This is a genomic window from Kouleothrix sp. 19917 (assembly GCF_057073505.1).
In genome coordinates, this window is sequence record NZ_CP097099.1 from 711,650 (window position 1) to 732,258 (window position 20,609).

General features: G+C 61.4%; 13 protein-coding genes. 10 read left to right on the forward strand and 3 right to left on the reverse strand.

The genetic code is table 11. The annotated features are described in order from the left end of the window. Window positions 1-13 precede the first annotated feature (13 nt). Window positions 14-328, forward strand: coding sequence for a hypothetical protein (locus M1P90_RS02880; RefSeq protein ID WP_483701152.1), 315 nt, complete (start codon window positions 14-16; stop codon window positions 326-328). Between the two features lie 164 nt (window positions 329-492). Here the strand turns inward: M1P90_RS02880 and M1P90_RS02885 are convergent, their stop codons facing one another. Continuing rightward, a complete protein-coding gene (locus tag M1P90_RS02885; protein ID WP_483701153.1) occupies window positions 493-1,500 on the reverse strand; it encodes an AAA family ATPase in 1,008 nt (335 codons plus the stop codon). A gap of 773 nt (window positions 1,501-2,273) precedes the next feature. Beyond that, window positions 2,274-2,990 (reverse strand): PQLLE family protein, encoded by a 717-nt coding sequence (locus M1P90_RS02890; protein ID WP_483701154.1) that lies wholly within the window; start codon window positions 2,988-2,990, stop codon window positions 2,274-2,276. Window positions 2,991-3,987: 997 nt separating this feature from the next. Here M1P90_RS02890 and M1P90_RS02895 point away from each other — a divergent pair. Next, entirely contained in the window at window positions 3,988-5,745 is a 1,758-nt protein-coding gene (locus M1P90_RS02895; RefSeq protein WP_483701155.1) for an AAA-like domain-containing protein, read from the forward strand. A gap of 380 nt (window positions 5,746-6,125) precedes the next feature. On the opposite strand, the gene M1P90_RS02900 is transcribed toward M1P90_RS02895, so the two are convergent. Next, entirely contained in the window at window positions 6,126-7,340 is a 1,215-nt protein-coding gene (locus M1P90_RS02900; protein WP_483696970.1) for an IS701 family transposase, read from the reverse strand. Between the two features lie 143 nt (window positions 7,341-7,483). Here M1P90_RS02900 and M1P90_RS02905 point away from each other — a divergent pair, with 143 nt between their 5' ends. From M1P90_RS02905 to M1P90_RS02940, 8 genes are all read left to right on the forward strand, one after another. Beyond that, window positions 7,484-8,665, forward strand: coding sequence for an AAA-like domain-containing protein (locus tag M1P90_RS02905; protein ID WP_483701156.1), 1,182 nt, complete (start codon window positions 7,484-7,486; stop codon window positions 8,663-8,665). Beyond that, the gene (locus tag M1P90_RS02910) at window positions 8,628-10,115 is read left to right on the forward strand and encodes a WD40 repeat domain-containing protein (RefSeq protein ID WP_483704741.1); all 1,488 of its coding nucleotides are present in this window, start codon (window positions 8,628-8,630) and stop codon (window positions 10,113-10,115) included. The genes M1P90_RS02905 and M1P90_RS02910 overlap by 38 nt, the downstream gene beginning before the upstream one ends. A gap of 1,793 nt (window positions 10,116-11,908) precedes the next feature. Beyond that, complete coding sequence (locus M1P90_RS02915) at window positions 11,909-12,274, forward strand: hypothetical protein (RefSeq protein WP_483701157.1); 366 nt, start codon at window positions 11,909-11,911, stop codon at window positions 12,272-12,274. 95 nt (window positions 12,275-12,369) lie between these two features. Further along, entirely contained in the window at window positions 12,370-13,533 is a 1,164-nt protein-coding gene (locus M1P90_RS02920; protein ID WP_483701158.1) for an IS256 family transposase, read from the forward strand. 134 nt (window positions 13,534-13,667) lie between these two features. Beyond that, on the forward strand, window positions 13,668-14,519 hold the full coding sequence (locus tag M1P90_RS02925; RefSeq protein ID WP_483701159.1) for a TolB family protein: 852 nt from the start codon (window positions 13,668-13,670) through the stop codon (window positions 14,517-14,519). A gap of 1,095 nt (window positions 14,520-15,614) precedes the next feature. Then, the gene (locus M1P90_RS02930) at window positions 15,615-16,619 is read left to right on the forward strand and encodes a LacI family DNA-binding transcriptional regulator (RefSeq protein WP_483701160.1); all 1,005 of its coding nucleotides are present in this window, start codon (window positions 15,615-15,617) and stop codon (window positions 16,617-16,619) included. Window positions 16,620-16,822: 203 nt separating this feature from the next. Further along, window positions 16,823-18,985, forward strand: a complete 2,163-nt coding sequence (locus M1P90_RS02935; protein ID WP_483701161.1) for an amylo-alpha-1,6-glucosidase — start codon at window positions 16,823-16,825, stop codon at window positions 18,983-18,985. Between the two features lie 114 nt (window positions 18,986-19,099). After that, a complete protein-coding gene (locus M1P90_RS02940) occupies window positions 19,100-20,578 on the forward strand; it encodes an extracellular solute-binding protein (protein ID WP_483701162.1) in 1,479 nt (492 codons plus the stop codon). The last annotated feature ends 31 nt before the right edge of the window (window positions 20,579-20,609 follow it).

The window sequence follows — 20,609 nt, forward strand, 5'->3', positions numbered from 1 at the left end:
AAAGGAGCGTGCAATGAACTACGAAGGGCTGATCTTCCTCTACATCGTCATTGGGGCCGGCGTGGTTTTTGCGTCGTGGGCGTGGTCGCGGGCGCGCTCGGACGAGCTGATCGAGCGGTGGGCGCAGCACGAGGGCTTTCAGTTGCTGTCGAGCGAGCCGCGCACATGGTTTCGCGGGCCGTTTTTCTGGCGCACCAGCAAGGGCCAGACGGTGTACTACGTGCGTGTCAGCGACGCGCAGGGGCGCGTGCAGGCTGGCTGGCTGCGCTGCGGTGGGTCGTTTCTGGGCCTGTGGAGCGATCAGGTGCAGGTGGAGTGGGAGGCGTAAAATCCCAGAACCGCAGAACCAAGAACCAAGGGCGCGAAGCACTTTCATCTTCGCGCCCTTGGTTATTTTGTGACGAGCCGGATGGTGCGATTCACAGATACGCTTTCGCTCCAGAAAACCACATCTGTGTCATCTGCGCAATCTGTGGATCGTTTCGTCCCGCACTACGCCGCCATCGCGGGCGGAGTATCCTGGCGCGAGCGGTCGCGCACGGCCTCGGCAGCGGCGATCCAGCCTTCGACCGTGGTGGGTTTGGGCGCGCGGCTGCGCAGGTAGCCCTGCACGGCCGGCCAGCTGTCGCCGCCGACGATCTCGGCGTAGCGCGTGAAGAAGCGCTGCTCGGCCTCGGCCGGGTCGCGCGGGGCGCTGGCAGTGGCGGCTGGCGCTGGTGCCTCGGCAAAGCCAATATCGTCGTCTTCTGGTTCGGGCGCGGCAACCGGCTCGGTCGCGCGGGGCTTGGGCTTCTCGGCCTTGGCAGTCTTCTTCTCAGCGTCGGGCACCAGGTCGGGGTAGAGCGTCGCCAGCGTGGCGGGGTAGCGCTTGTTCATCTTCAGGTGCGCCGGGCGCGGCGGCTTAATGATCGGCGTGATGGTGCGCTCGTCGCCTTCGCGCTCGACCAGCAGCATCGCGTCGGCCTCGTAGGCAATATGCTCGTCGGCCAGCACGCGCATGCCCTCATCCTGCAGGCCAGCGGTGTCGGCGCGATATTTGCGCGCCAGGTGGCCGATGACAATCACATGGAAGCCGGCCTGCTTCAGCTCGGTGAGGCCGGTGTAGACGGCCTGCATGTTGCGGTTGATCGAGGCGTGCTCGTCGAAGCCCACCCCGGTTTTGCGGTCGGTCTCGGCACCGGCGCGGCGCTGCGCATAGGCGCGCATTGCCTGAAACACCTTGGAGATTGAGTCGAGCAGCACGGTGTCGCCGGGCTTGCCCAGGCCGCGAATTTCGTCCATCGCCTCGACAAGCGCCTTGAGCGAAAGCGACTGCATGACCTGGATGCGGCGGTGAATGCCCGCCTTGCCGCTCAGGTTCTGCGCGGCGCCCTCGGTGTCGAGCACCCAGAGTGTGCCGCTGCGGCGGGCGCTGGCCGCCAGATGCGACTTACCGGCGCCGGCCTGGCCGGTGAGAATATACAGGCTGCCGGTTTGTAGCTCATCCAACCGCTGAAACATGGAAACCCTCCTTGGCGAAGACCGCGCGCGGTCATCTTACTCGTACTCTGCGCATTACTCACGTTTGCCGGCGCGCTTGGTGCCTGGCTGGATATGAGTGTAGCACATATGTTCTTGTTTGTAAAGGGTTTCTTTTGTTTCATGGCTGCTATGGCTGGGTAGGCGTGTCTGGGCGGACCTGTCTGGGTGGATCTGTCTGGGCGGACCTGTCTGGGCGGACCTGTCTGGGCGGACCTGTCTGGGCGGACCTGCGTGTCCGCCCTTATTTATTGCGAGGGCTACGCGCCCTCGCGCTCTGCGGTTGGGGCAGCTGGACTCACTCGGAAGGCTGTCGGGGCCTGCGCGGCCCCGTGCCCCGCGGCAAAAGGCCGGCCGCGGCCCTCTGCACTCCCCGGCCGGGACTGCGTCCCTGGACCCTGCAAAGAGCGTGGCCGGCATACGAAATGCCGGTAGGTCATGCCTCCGTTGTGGATGGAGGCAAGGCATTGGGCGATACGTGCTTTACCAGCTTTGGAAGCTGCCGCCTTCGCTTATCATTTACTGCCAGCGGGCAGCATAACGGAGGCATGACCCAATCACATTCCAGTTGATACCCACATCAACTTTGGGGTTCGGGGCGATAGCCCCGACGCCGGGTGCCGGGGCAGCGCGAGCCCCGGCGGCCTTGCGGCCTGAGCAAACTGGCTTATTCACAGGTACTGCTTGAGCAATCAGGGCGGTAGGGGGGGTGGGCGGACACACAGGTCCGCCCAGACAAGTAGGTCCGCGCAATCCTATGGGTTCGGCGTTGGCGCAGGAGCGGGTGCCGGGGTGATGCTGCGCGCGGCGCTGCTGGAGCCAAACGGCATGCCAAGGCGTTCGCGCAGGCGCGGGTTGTGCTGCAACGCCGTGGTAACAATGGCGCGATAGCGCGAGACCCAGTGCGTCAGTTCGTCGAGGGCGGCGTTTTGCGCTGCGGTGGCCTCGGTGGCCGCAGCTATGGCGGCGATCTGCCTGCGCCGTGCCTCGGCAAAGGCGAGCATGGTTTCACGCTCGGCGCTGAGGCGTCGCGCGCCGTAGCCATACCGCGCCAGCATGTCGCGCACATCGGCAACGCCGAGTGCATTGTCGTAGAGCTTGGTGGAAGCGGCGATCAATGCGTCGGGCGCGCCGGGGGTTTGGCTTTGCAAGCCCAGGGCGCGGCGTTCGGCCGAGCCGTAGGCATAGAGTGCACGGACGACGCGAGCCAGCGCGACGTGGTTGGTGCGGGTTTGTTCTTCGGCGGCGCTGGCCTGCAGCCGGGCGGCGCGCTGTGCGCCAGCGGCGACCGACTGCGCGCTCACAGCGGCGACGGCCTGGGTGTGCAGGGAAATGCCGGCTTGCAGGTGATCGGCGTCGTAGCCATACTCGCTGACGAGCGCCAGGATCTCGGGGTCGTTCAGGCTGTTGCTGAGCAGGGTGATGGCGGCTTGCAACCGCACGGCGATGGTTCGGGATGTTTTGTTGCCCATGAGCGATCTCCTTTTTGGTTGATAAGTAGGACGTATATGTCGTGGATTGATCGCATGATGTTCGGGTAGCGGCCTGGCTGATTCGTGCAGTGTTTACCAACCTCTGTGCAGCGTTTACCGACCTCTGTGCGGTGCTTGTCAGCCGTCGTGCAGTGCTTGCCAGCCGTCGTGCAGTACCTGTTGGCCTCCATGTGGTGCTTGCCAGCCGTCGTGCAGTGCTTGCCAGCCGTCGTGCGGTGTTTACCGACCTCTGTGCGGTGCTTGTTAGCCGTCGTGCAGTGTTTGCCGACCTCTGTGCGGTGCTTGTTAGCCGTCGTGCAGTGTTTGCCTGGGTCATGGCCGACTTGCTTGGCGAAGAGGATAGCAGATTACGATAGTAGTGCATAGGTGGGCTAGGTAGCAGTTTTGTTTCGGTTTAGTAATTTTCACTTGCCTAACGATTGTGAGGGCTGCGCGCCTTTTTTGGGCGGACACATAGGTCCGCTACTACATAAGTCCGCCTCTACAGTTGCACTCCCAGGTCGGGGCCTTGCCCCGAACCCCGTAATGAACGTGATCATCTTGCGAAGCGCCATTCTGTCATGCCTCCGTTGTGGATGGAGGCAAGGCATTGGGCGATAGAGGCTGTGGCGAAAAACGGCGTGATAGGAGCGCAGACGTTGCGTGTTAGATGCCAGCGGATGGCATAACGGAGGCATGCACGCCAATCATTGCATTTGATACCGGCATCAAATTTGGGGTTCGGGGCGATAGCCCCGGCCGGGGTGCTGGGGTGGGAACCCCAGCGGCCATGCGGCCCGAGCAAAATGGTTTGTAGGAGGTACTGCTTGAACAATCAGGTCGGTGGGGCGGACACACAGGTCCGCCCAGACAAGTAGATCCGCTCAGACAGCCTGCGGCCTGAGCACACTCTCAAAGCCACAAAATCAGTGTAAAATGAAGTCCCAATTCCACCGCGAGCCGCGTTTAGTATGTAACCCGCCTTATAAGGATCGCTATGCCCGCGCCGACACAAGCCGATTTCGACCGCCAGCTGAGCTTGCTGGAAGCGACGCGTGGTCGCCTTGGCGCGCAGCTCGAGCGGCTCGCGCGAGTGGGCGCAGCATATGCGCCACCCGAACTGACCACCGACATCCAGGCAGCACGCGCCGAGATTGCGCGTATCAAAGGTGTGCTGCGCGGCTGGGGCGTGCAGGCCGACGACATGCCCAACGATTTCGAGCAGGGCATGCCCGCGCAGCCGCACCGCCTGCGGGTGTTTATTAGCTATAAGCACGAGGGCGCGCCCGACGCGCCGCTGGCAGCGGAGATCGCGGCGGCGCTGCGCCCCGGCTGCGATGTATTTATCGACACCGATCTGCCGATTGGTGCGCGCTGGGCCGAGCAGATCCGGGCCGAGATGGCGCGCGCCGACGTGCTGATTGCCCTGATGTCGGAGCGGGCTGCCGCCAGCGAGATGGTGCGCGAAGAGCTGGCGCTGGCGCACTCGCTCAGCCAGGGAAGCGCCCGCCCGCGCATCCTGCCAGTGCGGGTGGCCTACCGCGCGCCCTTCCCCTACCCGATCAGCGAATATCTGAACCCGCTGCAGTGGGCATTCTGGGATACGCAGGATGACACAGCGCGCGTGATCGAACAACTGCGGCGGGCGCTGGCCGGCGGGGCATTGCCGCTCCAGAGCGATGCAGATAAAAAGCAGATGACAGACCAGGCGCGCACGGTCGGCGCGCCGACGGCCAGCGCGCCGCTGGAAGCCCCTGAAGGTAGCATGGCCGCCGACTCGCAATTCTATATTGCGCGGGCGAGCGATGCGCCGGCGATTGCAGCCGTTGCCGGCACCAGCGGGCGCGGCGCAACGCTGACGATTAAAGGGCCGCGCCAGATGGGCAAAAGCTCGCTGCTGCTGCGCGTGGCCGAGACCGCGGCGAATGCGGGCAAGCAGGTTGCACTGCTTGACTTCCAGCTGTTCGAGGAAGGCGCGCTGCAGGACGCCGATGTGTTCTTCCGGCAGTTCTGCGCCTGGCTTTCTGATGCGCTCGATCTTGACGACCGCACGGACGAGCACTGGATCGCTAGCCTGGGCAACAGCCAGCGTTGCACGCGCTACCTTGAGCGCTATGTACTGAAAGCGCTCGGCGGGCCGATGCTGCTGGCGATCGACGAGATCGATAAGACGGTCGATTCACCGTTCCGATCGGATTTCTTTGGCATGCTGCGCGGCTGGCATAATAGCCGCGCGTTCAAGCCGATCTGGCGGCAGATCGATATTGCGCTGGTGACCTCGACTGAAACCTACCTGCTCATCCCAAACCCAAACCAGTCGCCATTTAATGTGGGTGAAGTGGTGCCGTTAGGTGATTTCGGTACGGCAGATGTAGGCGAGCTCAACCAGCGGCATGGCGCGCCGCTCGACGCGGCCGGGCTGGCGCGCCTAAACGAACTGCTTGGCGGGCATCCCTACCTGACACGGCGCGCGCTGTACTTGCTGGCAAGCGGCGCGCACACGGCGGCAGCGCTGTTTTCAAATGCGGCAGCCGAGCATGGGCCATTTGGCGATCACCTGCGCTACCACTTATTCCGCATGCATAGCCACGCCGAGTTGGTGCAGGGTTTGCAACAGGTGCTGCGCGCCGGTCGTTGCGATGACGACACGGTGTTCTGGCGCTTGCAGGGCGCGGGCCTGGTGCGCGGCGAGGCACACCAGGTGCAGATGCGCAACCAGCTGTATGCAAGCTTCTTTGGCGCGCATTTGCGGTGAATGACACAATGACATGATGACACGAAGAATAGAAATACTATAACCACCAAGGCACCAAGGCACCAAGGCACCAAGGGAGTCAGGTACAAGCATCGTGATACCCATGCCATAGCTTGTATAAAATCTTGGTGTCTTCGTGGCTTGGCGGTAAAACAAAAAGAAGAAGGACGATAACCACCAAGACACCAGGGCACCAAGGAAATCAGGTACAAGCATCGTGATACCCATGCCATAGCTTGTATAAAATCTTGGTGTCTTCGTGGCTTGGCGGTAAAACAAAAAGAAGAAGGACGATAACCACCAAGACACCAAGGAAATCAGGTACAAGCATCTGCGAGTAAGTACGTTATAGCTAAGGTTTTGCAGAAATAGGCGAAAGCTCAGGGTAAAGCCAAACGGAGCTTGATATCGGACAGAGTCATGCCTTGGTGCGATTGTTCGATGGCCCAAGCAAGCGTTTTGCCCAAGGTCTCGCGAGCGATGGTGCGACAGGACTCGCCAATGGTCATCAGGCGTGTGTGAGCCCATTCGAAGGCACGATCATGCTTCAATTGGCGCATCAGAGCCGTGTACGCCAGGACGACGAGGTGCATGTGCCTGGTCTGGCCCATCCCGTCCCTGAGCTGACACTCGCCCATGCCCAAATGCTGCTTCCCGTCCCGATGAAAGGTCTCCGTCCCTGTCCAGCGCTTTTTGTAGACCTTCAAAATGCGATGAGCTTCCCACTGGGTTCGGTTGCTGATCAGGATCTTGCGTGGCGTCGCAGCTTCTGCTTCTGACCACAACACCAGAATACGCACTGGGTGGTTGACATTGGGCAGACGAACGGACTTGGTGAAGTACCATTGCGTGTGACCGCCGACCGTAAACTTGGTGCGAACAAGCGGCGTGAGCGTTTTGACCCACTCAGTCACGCTGGTCTGCTTCCCGCTGACTACAATCACTCGGTTGGCTTTCAAATCACCGATGTAGCTGCGACCTTTGGCGTGGAGGGTGTTCATAATTGGCGCGTTGGTGAAGTAACTGTCGAAGGTGAAGTCGCCCGGTATGTCCTCAGCGACAACCCAATCGATCAGTTCCTTAGCGAGGTCGGTGTGATTCTTGAACGGGCGCTCGTCGTCGCACTGCTCGCGCTTGCGGAAGCGCCGGAAATCGAGCGGATAATGCTTCCCACTCGGGTTGACGTAGTTGGCAAACAGGTAATCGTGGGCGATCAGGTGGCGTTTGTCGGCATGGTCCCAGAAATAGCCGACATCCTCTATCAGTTTGCCGTCATGATCTATCAAAGTGTTATCGATCGCGATAACGCCGTCGTGACGATAGCGCGTTGCAGCGTCCTGTTGAAGCCATTCGAGCCGGTGCGCGTTGATGCGCTGGACATCCCAGGGCGCTTCAGTCAACCATCGATTGAGAGTGGATTGGTCGGGTGGGGCGGCAAACTCTCGCGTGATACCGCTCACGGTCTTGTGCTCCGCTACAAACAGCCCGGTCAGGTATTCGGCAAAGTGGCGGCGTGAAGGCTCATTTGGAAACAGGTCGGCGAACTGGACCAGCAGTTCCTCGACCACCTGTGGTATCGCGACAATTGCTGGCACCTGTGCCTCCCAACTGGTAGACCAACGCTCGCCTGATCATATGCTCAGAAGCTTGTTGCCGCAAATCTGCAAAAGTCCAGTTATAGGCTATATGAAATCTTGGTGTCTTCGTGTCTTGGTGATAAAACTAAAAGCGGTGGCGAATGACGAGCGACAGCATCTACACAATTGGCGGCACGGTGCAGGCCGGCAGTGGGCTATATGTGGAACGCGCGGCCGACGCCGAGCTTTTGCAGTTGTGCCGCGAAGGCGCGTTCGCGTATGTGCTGACCGCGCGGCAGATGGGCAAATCGAGCCTGATGACTGAGACGGCGCGGCGCTTGAATGCGGAAGGCATTCGCACTGTGCTGATCGACCTGACGCTGATCGGCACATCGCTGAGCGCCGAGCAATGGTACCTGGGCCTGGCGACCGAGGTGGCCGACCAGCTTGGGCTGGCGACCGAGCCGGTGGCGTGGTGGAACGCGCGCGCACACCTGGGACCGGCGCAGCGGCTGACCGAGTTTCTGCGCGATGTAGTGCTTGGCGAAATCGCAGAGCGGGTTGTGATCTTTGTCGACGAGATCGACACCACGCTGAGCCTCGACTTCACCGACGACTTCTATGCCGCGATCCGCGCGTTGTACAACGCGCGCGCGCAGCAGCCCACGCTGGAGCGCTTGTCGTTTGTGCTGATCGGCGTGGCTATCCCCGGCGACCTGATCAAAGATCCCCAGCGCACACCGTTTAATATCGGCCGGCAGATTGAGCTGAGCGATTTCGGCGCAGATGAAGCATTGCTCTTTGCTGCTGGCTTGAATTTACCTGCTGAGCAAGGAATGCGCGCACTTGCTCGCATCCTCGATTGGACGAACGGGCACCCATACCTGACCCAGCGCCTGTGCGCGGCAGTTGCTGCACAGCCACCCGCTGAACGTACACCCGAGTGTGTTGATGTACTGGTCCACGACTTGTTCCTGGGAGAGCAGAGCCGGCAGGATAACAACCTGCAGTTTGTGCGCGATATGCTGACGCGGCGCGCACCCGACCCGGTTCGTGTGCTGACGACCTACCGCGATGTGCTGCGCGGACTGGTAGTGCTCGACGACGAGCGCGCATTGCCTAAGGCGCACCTGAAGCTGGCAGGAGTGGTGAGGCGCGAAGGGCGCGCACTCGAATCGCGTAATCGCATTTATGCCACGGTGTTCGATGCACATTGGGTCAACGCGGCGTTACCGCGCGACTACCTGCCACGCCGTTTGCAGCGTTGGCCTGATCGCCATTGGCGCGCTGGCGGCGCTGGTGCTGATGCTCGCCCTCTTTCTATTCGGCTCGCGTTCTCGTGAAGCCGAGCTACAAGAGCAGAAAGATGCCGCGGTTGCCGCGCAGCAAACATCGCAGACGAACGAGAACAGCGCAAAGACTGCAGTAGCAAACGCAGAATTGGCGCAAGCAACTGCAGTAAGCGCGGTCAAGAATGCGCAGGAAGCCAACCGGGCCACGCTGCGGCAACTGATGGTTTCCGATGCGCAGGCGGCACTAGCAGAAGGCAATCTTGATCAGGCACGGCTGCGTGCGCTTATCGCGCTGCATGCCGACTCCAGGCTTCAACAGGCTGAAGCAGTATTGGCGCAGGCAGCGGTTGCACCAGGCACGCGGCGGCGCCTGGCTGGCCACAGCTCCGACGTGAATGCGGTCGCGTTCAGCCCGGACGGCAAGACCGTCGTGTCGGGGTCCTACGACAGCACGCTGCGGCTGTGGGACGTGGCGAGTGGGCAGAGTGTGCGCACGCTTGAGGGCCACAGCGACGCCGTGTATGCGGTCGCGTTCAGCCCGGACGGCAAGACCGTCGTGTCGGGGTCCTACGACAGCACGCTGCGGCTGTGGGACGTGGCGAGTGGGCAGAGTGTGCGCACGCTTGAGGGCCACAGCGACGCCGTGTCAGCGGTCGCGTTCAGCCCGGACGGCAAGACCATCGTGTCGGGGTCCTACGACAGCACGCTGCGGCTGTGGGACGTGGCGACTGGGCAGAGTGTGCGCACGCTCCAAGGCGATCCCGCCCTCATGTATGCGGTCGCGTTCAGCCCGGACGGTAAGACCGTCGTGTCGGGGTCAGGAGACAGCACGCTGCGGCTGTGGGACGTGGCGAGTGGGCAGAGTGTGCGCACGATCCAGAGCCACAGCGGCGCCGTAAGAGCGGTCGCGTTCAGCCCGGACGGCAAGACCGTCGTGTCGGGGTCCTCAGACAGCACGCTGCGGGTGTGGGACGTGGCGAGTGGGCAGAGTGTGCGCACGATCCAGAGCCACAGCGACGCCGTAAGAGCGGTCGCGTTCAGCCCGGACGGCAAGACCGTCGTGTCGGGGTCAGGAGACAGCACGCTGCGGCTGTGGGACGTAGCGAGTGGTACCAATCTGCGCACGCTTGAGGGCCACAGCTCCGACGTGAATGCGGTCGCGTTCAGCCCGGACGGCAAGACCGTCGTGTCGGGGTCAGGAGACAGCACGCTGCGGGTGTGGGACGTGGCGAGTGGGCAGAGTGTGCGCACGCTCCAGGGCCACAGCTCCCTCGTGTATGCGGTCGCGTTCAGCCCGGACGGCAAGACCGTCGTGTCGGGGTCCGACGACAGCACGCTGCGGCTGTGGCAGGTTCTCTCGTTGAACGAGCTGATTGACTGGACCTACGCCAATCGCTATGTTCCGGAGCTGACGGCGGAGCAGCGCGCGCGCTATGGGGCGGCGCTGGTTGGCATGGATGCGACGCCTGCGGCGAGCCCGGCGGCTACGGCGGCTCCGTAGGGTGGTGTTTCACAGGTGAGATTGCCGGGGCCTGCGCGGCCCCGTGCCCCGCGGCAAAGGCTCCCTCTCGATAAAAATCTGCCGGGGCCTGCGCGGCCCCGTTCCCCGCGGCAAAGGCTCCCTCTCGATAAAAATCTGCCGGGGCCTGCGCGGCCCCGTGCCCCGCGGCAAAGGCTCCCTCTCGATAAAAATCTGCCGGGGCCTGCGCGGCCCCGTGCCCCGCGGCAAAGGGCCGACCGCGGCCCTCTGCACTCCCCGGCCGGGGCGCTGCCCCTGGACCCCTTAATGAGCGTGGCCGGCTGGCGAGATGCTTTGCGATCATGCCCCCGTTGTGGATAAATGCAAGGCATCGGTCGATAGAATGCTGTGGCAATACCGGCGTGGTAGATGAATAGAGATGTTTTGTTTGATGCCAGCGGCAAGCATAACGGAGGCATGCCACACAAACCTCAATATAATGACCACCTAAAATTTGGGGTTCGGGGCGCAAGCCCCGACGCCGGGTGCCGGGGCGGCGCGAGCCCCGGCGGCCTTGCGGCCTGAGCAAGCTGGCTTGAAGCTGGCACTGCCTGTCATGCCTCCGTTGTGGATGGAGGCAAGGCATCGGACGATACGTGCTTTACCAGCTTTGGAAGCTGCCGCCTTCGCTTATCATTCACTGCCAGCGGGCAGCATAACGGAGGCATGCCACACAAACCTCAATATAATGACCACCTAAAATTTGGGGTTCGGGGCGATAGCCCCGACGCCGGGTGCCGGGGCGGCGCGAGCCCCGGCGGCCTTGCGGCCTGAGCAAGCTGGCTTGAAGCTGGCACTGCCTGTCATGCCTCCGTTGTGGATGGAGGCAAGGCATCGGACGATACGTGCTTTACCAGCTTTGGAAGCTGCCGCCTTCGCTTATCATTCACTGCCACCGGGCAGCATAACGGAGGCATGACCCAATCACATTCCAGTTGATACCCACATCAAATTTGGGGTTCGGGGCGATAGCCCCGACGCCGGGTGCCGGGGCGGCGCGAGCCCCGGCGGCCTTGCGGCCTGAGCAAGCTGGCTTGAAGCTGGCACTGCCTGTCATGCCTCCGTTGTGGATGGAGGCAAGGCATCGGACGATAGGCGCTGATCACTATCTGGTTTGTTGCGAGGGCTACGCGCCCTCGCGCTCCGCGGCAAAGGGCCGGCTGCGGCCCTCTGCACTCGCCGGCCGGGACTGCGTCCCTGGACCCTGCAAAGAGCGTGGCTGGCCTGCGAAATGCCCGTTGTCATGCCTCCGTTGTGGGTGGAGGCAAGGCATCGGGCGAGAATTGCTGTACCAACTTGTTAGCTTCGAATTCTTATATTGTTTGCTGCCAGCGGATGGCATAACGGAGGCATGCACGCCAATCATCGCATTTGCTACCGGCATCAAATTGAGGGTTCGGGGCGATAGCCCCGACGCCGGGTGCCGGGGCGGCGCGAGCCCCGGCGGCCTTGCGGCCTGAGCAAACAAAGAAGGGTGAGGCAGACACGTCAGTCCGACCAAACGGCGAAGATCGCTGCGTTACCTGCCTAACATGATTACTACTTTACTATGTATAACGAAACATTAAAAGAGTAACCGATGGTTGGATTATTGTTCATTATATCGCGTTATACACAAAAATAGTGTGTACAGCAGACTACCCAAACGGTTGCCAGTTAATTAGAAAATGTTAATATGTGCGTTTAGTACGTACATTTTAGATTGGAAAGAAGATAAAGATATGCTACTATCTCATTGTGCATGGATATAATTATAAGCATATGAAGGAGTGGGTATGCGCAGCATGAAGAATGTATATTTGTATGGCGTATGTATGGCACTATTCTGTACACTGATACTTCCGATGAATGCACATTCACAGCAAAATATAACAGGCATTTTCTTACCGATGATAAGCAAGGTGCCGCCACCAGACTTAGCGGTACTTGCAGGAACGCAAGGTCAAAAACTTCCGGGTAACTGGCATATTGACACAATCGTCCTAGGCGAACCCGCTCGCGTTGGGCAGACACTTTCTTTTGCCTGCAACGACTTTGTGTGGGCACCACAGCATCCGCGTATTGCTTGCTCTCTTTTCGAGTCCCTCGGTCAAGAGGCGCGGTTTGCTGGTGTGCGCGCCGGCGACTTTTCGACGGTGTAACATAGGTTCTGTACTTTCGGAAAAGACCACCGCCGGAGAAGGCGGGGTCGGGTGTATCCTTGGCGTTGCTGAGACGACCAAGAAAGGAGCACCCGATGACCCGCCAGCCCGATTGTACCCTATCCGACGACCTGATGCGGATGATCACTGAGCACGGATTGGACGCCCTGCCCGAACTGATTCGCGTCATGCTCAACGCAGCCATGCAGGCCGAACGTCAGCAGTATCTGCGCGCCGCGCCTTACGAACGCACAGCCGAGCGCCAGGGCTACGCCAACGGCTACAAGCCCAAGACCGTCACTACGCGCGTGGGTGACATCACCTTTGCCGTGCCGCAGGTGCGCGACAGCAGCTTCTATCCCTCGGCGCTCGAACGTGGTCTGCGCAGTGAGCGTGCCCTGACCCTGGCCTTGGCCGAGATGTATGTGCAAGGTGTGTCGACCCGCAAAGTGGCGGCGATCACCGAGCAGTTGTGTGGCGTACAGCTCGACTCCATGCAGGTCAGCCGCGCCGCTCAGCAGCTTGACGAGCAGCTCTCGCAGTGGCGCGAACGCCGCTTGGGCAAGACGCGCTATCTGTACCTGGATGCGCGCTATGAAAAAGTGCGTATTGATGGGCAGGTGCGCGATGCCGCTGTGCTGCTGGCGATGGGCGTTCTCGAAGACGGGAGACGTGCGCTCTTAGGCGTGTCCGTCGCCGTGAGCGAGCAGGAAGTGCATTGGCGTCTGTTTCTCCAATCGCTGGTCGAGCGTGGCTTGAGTGGCATCGAACTGGTGATTAGCGATGCGCATACCGGTCTGGGAGCGGCCCGTAAAGCCGTCTTTGGCGGGGTGCCGTGGCAGCGGTGTCAATTCCATCTCCAGCAGAACGCGCAAGCCTTCGTGCCGCGCCAGGAGATGAAACGCGACGTCGCCGCTGCCATTCGCACGATCTTCAACGCGCCAAGCCGTGCAGCGGCTGACGTCTTGCTCGCTCAAACAGTGCAACAGTATGCCAAGAGTGCCTCCAAGCTCGCGACCTGGTTGGAGACGGCTCTTCCCGAAGGATTGACCGTGTTTGCCTTTCCCGCACATCACCAGCAGCGCGTGCGCACAACCAACGGATTGGAACGCCTGAACCAGGAAATCCGCCGGCGCACGCGCGTGGTGGGAGTGTTTCCGAACGAAGCCTCCTGCCTGCGACTGGTGACGGCACTCGCAATGGAAACCAGTGATGAATGGGAGACCGGCAAAGTCTATCTATCCCCGACGCCTGAATAGCTGTCCGGCAACGACGGTTGCCAAGGAACACGCCAAAAGTACAGAACAGATGTTGACTAATCGACTTTTCGGGCCAAGAAAGTGCTATTGATGGATTTTACGGCGAGCCAGACTGGTCTCCCGATGGTAATACAATGCTGCTCACAGGCCAGACGCTTGAACTGCTTTACATGGATGGCAGCCATACGACATTGTTGCCAAAACCTGTAAGCCCAGGATTTGCAATATGGTCGCCAAGCGAGCGTGCAGTGATGTATCCAAACGAGCCACAAGGTTTGGCCATACATCCTCTTACTGGCGAATTGCCATTCACAATTCCAGCACAGAGCTTTTTTGCATACACATGGTCGCCCGACGAAAAGTATATTGCATTTGGTGAGGATGTAACAACGCTACGCTTGGTGATAGTCGACCTCAATACCCGCGCCCGCACAAGAACTATAGATGGTGATGTTGGATACTTTCGATGGTCGCCGGATGGGAGCCAACTTGCCCTTGTGCGTGGGCCACTGGGTGCTCAGCACGTCTATTTGGTCGGGCCAACTGGCAGTGCAGAGCGAGACCTGGGCATAGGAGTGCGTTTTGTTTGGTCACCAGATGGTCAACATATTCTTATTCAGGAGGCGGTTGATTCTTCGAGCTGCCAATTAATAAATCTCGTAGATAATACGCGGACCTCAATTTCCATTCCGGATACATTTAATCTTTTGTGGTCTCCTGATAATCGTACGTTGGCGTATATCGTAGACAACAGGACGCTGTTTCTAACGGACATTGCCACAAAAGCGACGATCAAAATTGAAGAGCCTGTAATGATTGGTGCATTAAGTTGGTCACCCGACAGCGAAAGAGTTGCAGTCATGGCCTCAACAAGTGCAGATTTTGGTGGGATTTCAATACAGCTATCCATCATCCAACGCGCAGATGGATCTACCCAAGAATATAGCTACCCTAATGGAATTATTGGGTATCAGTGGCTAAAGTAGCGTGAAACGTTACCCTATATCCATATACGAAATTTTCGTGATACAAATAAATTTTGAGTGCGGCCTTTACTTATAGTTTTGCCAAAGGGATGCGAATACCTGCCCGCATCCCTTCGCCATGCCAAACGCCAGTGATTTCCTAGCAGCCGTGTGCCACGTCCGCAACGTTGTTGAGGTAGGTGAAATAGCCCTGCGCCGCGCGCGACGGGCTTTCGCGGGCAAACCACGAGTAGTGCACCTCATCCTCGGGGTGGTAGGTCGTGCCATTCAGCGTGACCTGTCGCCAAGCATGGCGGTGGTTGCAGCAAAGCCCCGCGAGCGAGCATTCAAGCCCCGCGAGCGAGCATTCAAGCCTCGTGAACGAGCATTCAAGCCTCGCGAACAAGCATGTGACACATTGGAGCGACGATTTGATGCACATAGATGGCTGTGTAACACCATTGAGCGACCATGTGACGCCTTGAAATATCCCCAACAATCAAATTGCGCAAAACGCGCCGCAACTTGGATTGCTATCTATTGTTTGCTGCCAGCGGACGGCATAACGGAGGCATGCACGCCAATCTTTGCATTTGCTACCGGCATCAAATTTGGGGTTCGGGGCGATAGCCCCGACGCTGGGGGTGCAGGGGGCGGGCGTCGCCCCCTGCGGCCATGTGGCCCGAGCAAACTGGCTTGAAGTAAGTACTGCCTGGAATGCCTTCGTTATGGATGGAGGCAAGGCATCGGGCGAGAATTGCTGTACCAACTTGTTAGCTTCGAATGCTTATATTGTTTGCTGCCAGCGGACGGCATAACGGAGGCATGCACGCCAATCTTTGCATTTGCTACCGGCATCAAATTTGGGGTTCGGGGCGATAGCCCCGACGCTGGGGGTGCAGGGGGCGGGCGTCGCCCCCTGCGGCCATGCGGCCCGAGCAAACTGGCTTGAAGTAAGTACTGCTTGCGGCCTGAGCAAACAAAAAAGGCGGACACACAGGTCCGCCCAGACAGCCTGCGACCCGAACCGGCTTGACAAGCACAAAACCTCGCGCTATGATACGCTAACGCAAACGTTTTCAATCTGGTTCGCGCGCTGTGTTCGAAAGGCCAGCCATGTCCAAGCGAACAATTGTCGAAATCGCCGAGCGTGTGGGCGTCTCGCCCGCAACAGTTTCGCGCGCATTGAACAACGTCCCCGGCGTAAGCCCCGACAAGCGCCGCGAGATAATAGCCGTTGCGGCCGAGCTCGATTACCACCCGAACGCGATTGCGCGCAGTCTGCAAGGCCAGCGCACCAACACCGTCGCCTATGTCGCCGATGTCAGCAACCGCCCGGCGGCCGACCTGCTGTTCAAAGATTTTATTACTGTGCTGGCCGACCGCTGCGCGCAGCACGGCATGGATCTGCTGATCCACCCGGCCACCAATGGCGCATCCAACCTGGCCGACGTTGGGCGGCTGCTGCGCTCGGGCCGCGCCGATGGCCTGATCCTCGCCGACACGCGCCTGCACGACCCGCGCCTGATTGCGCTGGCCGAGCAGGGGCTGAGCTTTATTGCCTTTGGGCGCAGCGCGGTGGGCCACGATTACGCCTACGTCGATGTTGATGGCGAAGAAGGTGTCTACACGGCCACGCGCCATGTACTCGGGCGCGGCCACCAGCGCGTGGCCTTTCTGGGCATGCCGCTCGAGTATTCGTATGCGCTGCACCGGCGCGATGGCTTTCTGCGGGCCATGCGCGAAGCCGGCCTGAATGTGCCGCCCGCGTATGTTGACGTAACGCTGAATAACGAAAGCGATGCGCGCCGCGCCATGGAGCGCCTGCTGGCGCTGGCCGAGCCGCCAACCGCCTTTGTCGCCGCAAGCGACATGCTGGCGCTTTACGCGATGGGCGTGGCGCGGCGGCACGGGCTGGAAGCCGGCCGCGACTACGCGATCATTGGCTTTGACGACCTGCCACTGGCGGCACACACCGCCCCGCCGCTCACCACCATGCAGCAACCCTTCGACCAGGTGTGCGACGAGCTGATCGCCATGGTGCTGCGCGTGCTGCAAAACGAGCCCGGGCCGCGCCAGGTGCTGCTGCCGCCGCGCCTGGTGGTGCGCAGCACGACGTAGGCGCGGCGGGAAGAAACCAGCTCTCAGACGAGGCAAGGCTTTTTTTATTCGCTATTACGCAAACGTTTACGTACCTGCCAATTCGGTGGCACATAACGTGCAGAGATAGTAGGCACTACTCAAACGTTTTCAGTGTTGTCTGTTTTGAGAAAGCTCTTTCGGTTGTATACGTAAACGTTTACGTTATCTAAGCTAGGTTCGTTATGGCTGCACGCGCGCTGCAATTTGGGCCATACACACTGGACGCTGTTGCGAGCGATGGCGTTGCCACGCCGTATTTCCTGGCTGGGCCGCATATGTATGCCGTAGGCACCTCCGATGGCGCGGTGACGCCGATTGGCGCGGAGCACCTGCTTGGCGAGATGGGCGGCATCTGGGCGCACCCGATCAAGGTTGCCGACGGCGTGACGGTCGCGCTGGCTATGCCCGGTGGCACGCCGCTGCCACGGCGCGAACGCAGCGTGACCGAAGCGCTGACGCATCTTGAGTGGCGCGAGCGCTATGCCGGGCTGCGCTTGCTGCGGCGCGATTTTGTGGCCGACGACGCGGCCGCCTTTGTGTCGCTGCTTGAGCTCGAAAACATTGGCGACGCAGCACTGTCTGGCGAGCTGGAATTGGCGGTATGGCTGAAATTCCTGGGCTGCTGGTTTGGCGCGCTGCCAGGCGGTGGCGGGCGTTACTGGCGTGAGGGCGCGGCGCTGCTGGGTGCTGACGAGCACTGGCCGGAGGCGTGGGGCGTGGCCTGCGGCACTGGCGAGGCGCCCGCGCGCTGCGCGATTGCCCCACGCGATGGTGGGGGTTCGGTTGCGACGCTGGCCTACCCGTTTGCGCTGGCCCCTGGCGCGCGGGCGCGCTGGCAGTTCACGCTGGTGGGCGAGCACCAGGGCGGCCACGCCGCCGCGCGCCGCATGCTGGACGAGCTGCATGGTCAGGGCGCGGCGCTGCTGGCCCGCAAAATCGAACGCTACGCGCATAGCGCATTTGGCGGCGTGGCGCTCGCCACACCCGACCCAGCGATTGATCGCGGTTTTGCGCTGGCCAAAGCCAATTTCGAGCTGCTGCGCGCCGACTACGCGCCCGCGCTGCCACCCTACTTCCTGGCTGGCATCCCCGAGTACCCGCAGCTGTTCGGCTGCGACACCGAGTACAGCATTCCCGGAGCGGTGGCGGCTGGCTTTGCCGAAACCAGTCGCAGCGCGCTGCTGGCGCTGGCAGCCTACGGCGAGCGCGCCTGCGGCCGCATCCCGCATGAAATCACCACCAACGGGCGCGTGTTTCACCCCGGCAACACGCAGGAAACGCCGCAGTTCGTAATCGCCTGCTGGGATTTTTTCCGCTGGACTGGCGACCGTGCCTTTCTTGAGCAGGTTTTCCCGCTCTGCCGCGAGGGCATCGACCAGTACATGCCAGCGCTGTGGGGCGCGGTCGGCGGCATCTACCCGATTGGCGACGGCGTGGTCGAGCGGCCCGGCATGGGCGCGCGCAAGCTCGACAGCACCTGCTACCTGTTTGGTGCGCTGCGCGCCCTGCGCGACATGGCCGCCGCGCTCGATATGCCTGCCGAGGCTGCGCGCTACGCTAGCCGCCTTCATGAGCTGGGCGAACACTTCGAGCAGGACTGGTGGCTGGAGGACGAAGGCATGTACGCCGACTCGCTCCACACCGATCTGCGCCCGCAGCTCGACGGCCACTGGACGGTGGCGCTGCCGCTGCAGCTAGGCATGGCCAGCGACGAGCGAGCGCGACGCGCATTAGAGCGCATCGAGCGCGAATGGGTGAACGAGTGGGGTTTGGTGCATACGCATGGGCGCGAAGAGTCGGTGTGGACGCTGCCAACGGGTGTGCTGGCGCTGGCCGCATTCCGCTATGGCAAGCCCGAGCTTGGTGTGCGCCTGCTGAAAAATATCGCTGCGACCACCGAGCGCGGCACGCTTGGCACCTTCAAGGAACTCATTCCAATCGGGCTGTGCTTTGTGCAGCTCTGGTCGGCCGGGCTGTATGTGCAGGGCCTGGTCGAGGGCTTGTTTGGGCTGCGGCCACGCGCAGATCGGCATGAGCTTGGCATCGCGCCCTGCCTGCTGGCAGAATGGCCGGCCGCGCAGCTCAACGGCGTACGCGTGGGCGCGCACCAGATCGATATTCGCGTCACAGAAGGTGGGTTGTACCTGACGCATCGCGACGGCCCGGAACCACTGCGCCTGCGTTACCGGCTGCCGGGTGTGGTGGAAACCGCATCTGCCGCGCTGCACAGCGACGCGGAAGGCACGTGGCTGGAGCTTGACGTTCCAGCAGGAGTGACATACCAGATCGCGCTGCAGGGCGCGCACCTCGATATTCAGACCAATTCGGCCCAGGTGGCCGTGTAATGTGCGCAGCCGCGCAGAAAGGTGGTGATGCTCTTGGCGCATGGACGCGCCGAACCGACGACCAAGCAGTATCAGAAGGGTGAGACCTGGCACACATATGCAAGGAGGCATCAGATGGTAGCTCCCAAGCGAGTAAGTGGACTGATTCTTTTGCTGGCGCTGCTTGTGCCGCTGCTGGCCGCATGTGGCGGCGGTGGCAGCACGGCCAGCCCAACGGCGGCCACGGGTGGTGGCGAAGCGGCAACGGCCGCGCCTGCTGCTACAGCGGCCAGCGCCGAGCAGCCGACCGCAATGGCCGAGCCAACGGCGATGGCCGAACCGACGGCGGCCAGCGCCGAGCAGCCGACCGCCATGGCCGCGGCCACCGCTGCAAGTGGCGGCGAAGCCATGAACGCGCCCAAGATTGCAGTGGAAGATGGCGCGGTACTGCGCGTTTCGAGCTGGGGCAACCCATCCGAGCAGAAGGTCAACACCGATTCCTTCGCGCGCTTCAACGAAATGTACCCGAACGTGAAAATCACGTACGAGCCACAGCCCGACAACTTCCAGACCAAGATCAAGGCCGACTTCGCCGGCAACACCGAGCCCGACGTCTTCTACCTCGACTCGTCGCTGATGACGGCGCTGGCCCCGAACGACCTGCTGCTGCCGCTTGACGATGCGATGGCTGAAGGTGGCGTGAAGACCGACGACTACGTGGGCGACCTTGTTTCGCTGTTCCAGCAGGACGGCAAGACCTATGCGCTGCCCAAGGACCAGGGCTCGCTGGCGCTGTTCGTGAACGACGACATGGCTCAGAAGGCCGGCGTTGACCCGGCCAGCCTGAAGACCTGGGACGACGTGACCGCCGCTGCCAAGAAGATGACCGCTGGCGATGGGCCGGCCAAGGTGTACGGCATGTGCGCCAACGCCGACAGCCAGCGCGGCACCGCCTTCATTCTGCAAACCGGCAACCCGATCATTCAGGATGGCAAGGCCGTGTTCAACCAGGATAATGCCGTCAAGGCGATTGACTGGTGGTATGCCTTCAAAAAGGACGGCACCGGCGAACTGTTCAAAGAGCTGGGCGCGGGCTGGTGTGGCGAGGCCTTCGCCAAGGGCAAAGTTGCGATGGTGGTCGAAGGCGGCTGGATGCTGCCCTTCCTGGCCGACCCGAACAACGGCGCGGATAGCATGAAGTACACCGCCCTGCCGCTGCCGGTTCCGGCCGGCGGGAGTGAGGCGACGCTGGTGTTCACCAATGGCTGGGCCGCCTCGGCGCGCACCAAGTACCCGAAGGCCGCCGCCGCGCTGGTACTCTTCCTGACCAGCGCCGCCAACCAGAAGCCGATTCTCGAAACCGGCTTCGCGCTGCCGACGATCAAGAGCCTGCTGAACGACCCGTACTTCGACCAGAACCCCAACGCCAAGGTACTGGCCGAAGCCCCCTCGTATGGCAAGGTCGCTGACCTGGTGTTTGGCGGGCCGGCCAAGAAGGACGACGCGCTGAAGCCGATTGGCGATGCGCTTGAGCAGGTCTTCTCGGGCGGCGCCGACGTGAAGAGCGCGCTCGACCAGGCTGCGCAGTCGGTCGATCAGGTGCTGAGCCAGTAGGCTCATTCGTGGCAATGGCATCGGGCCGGGC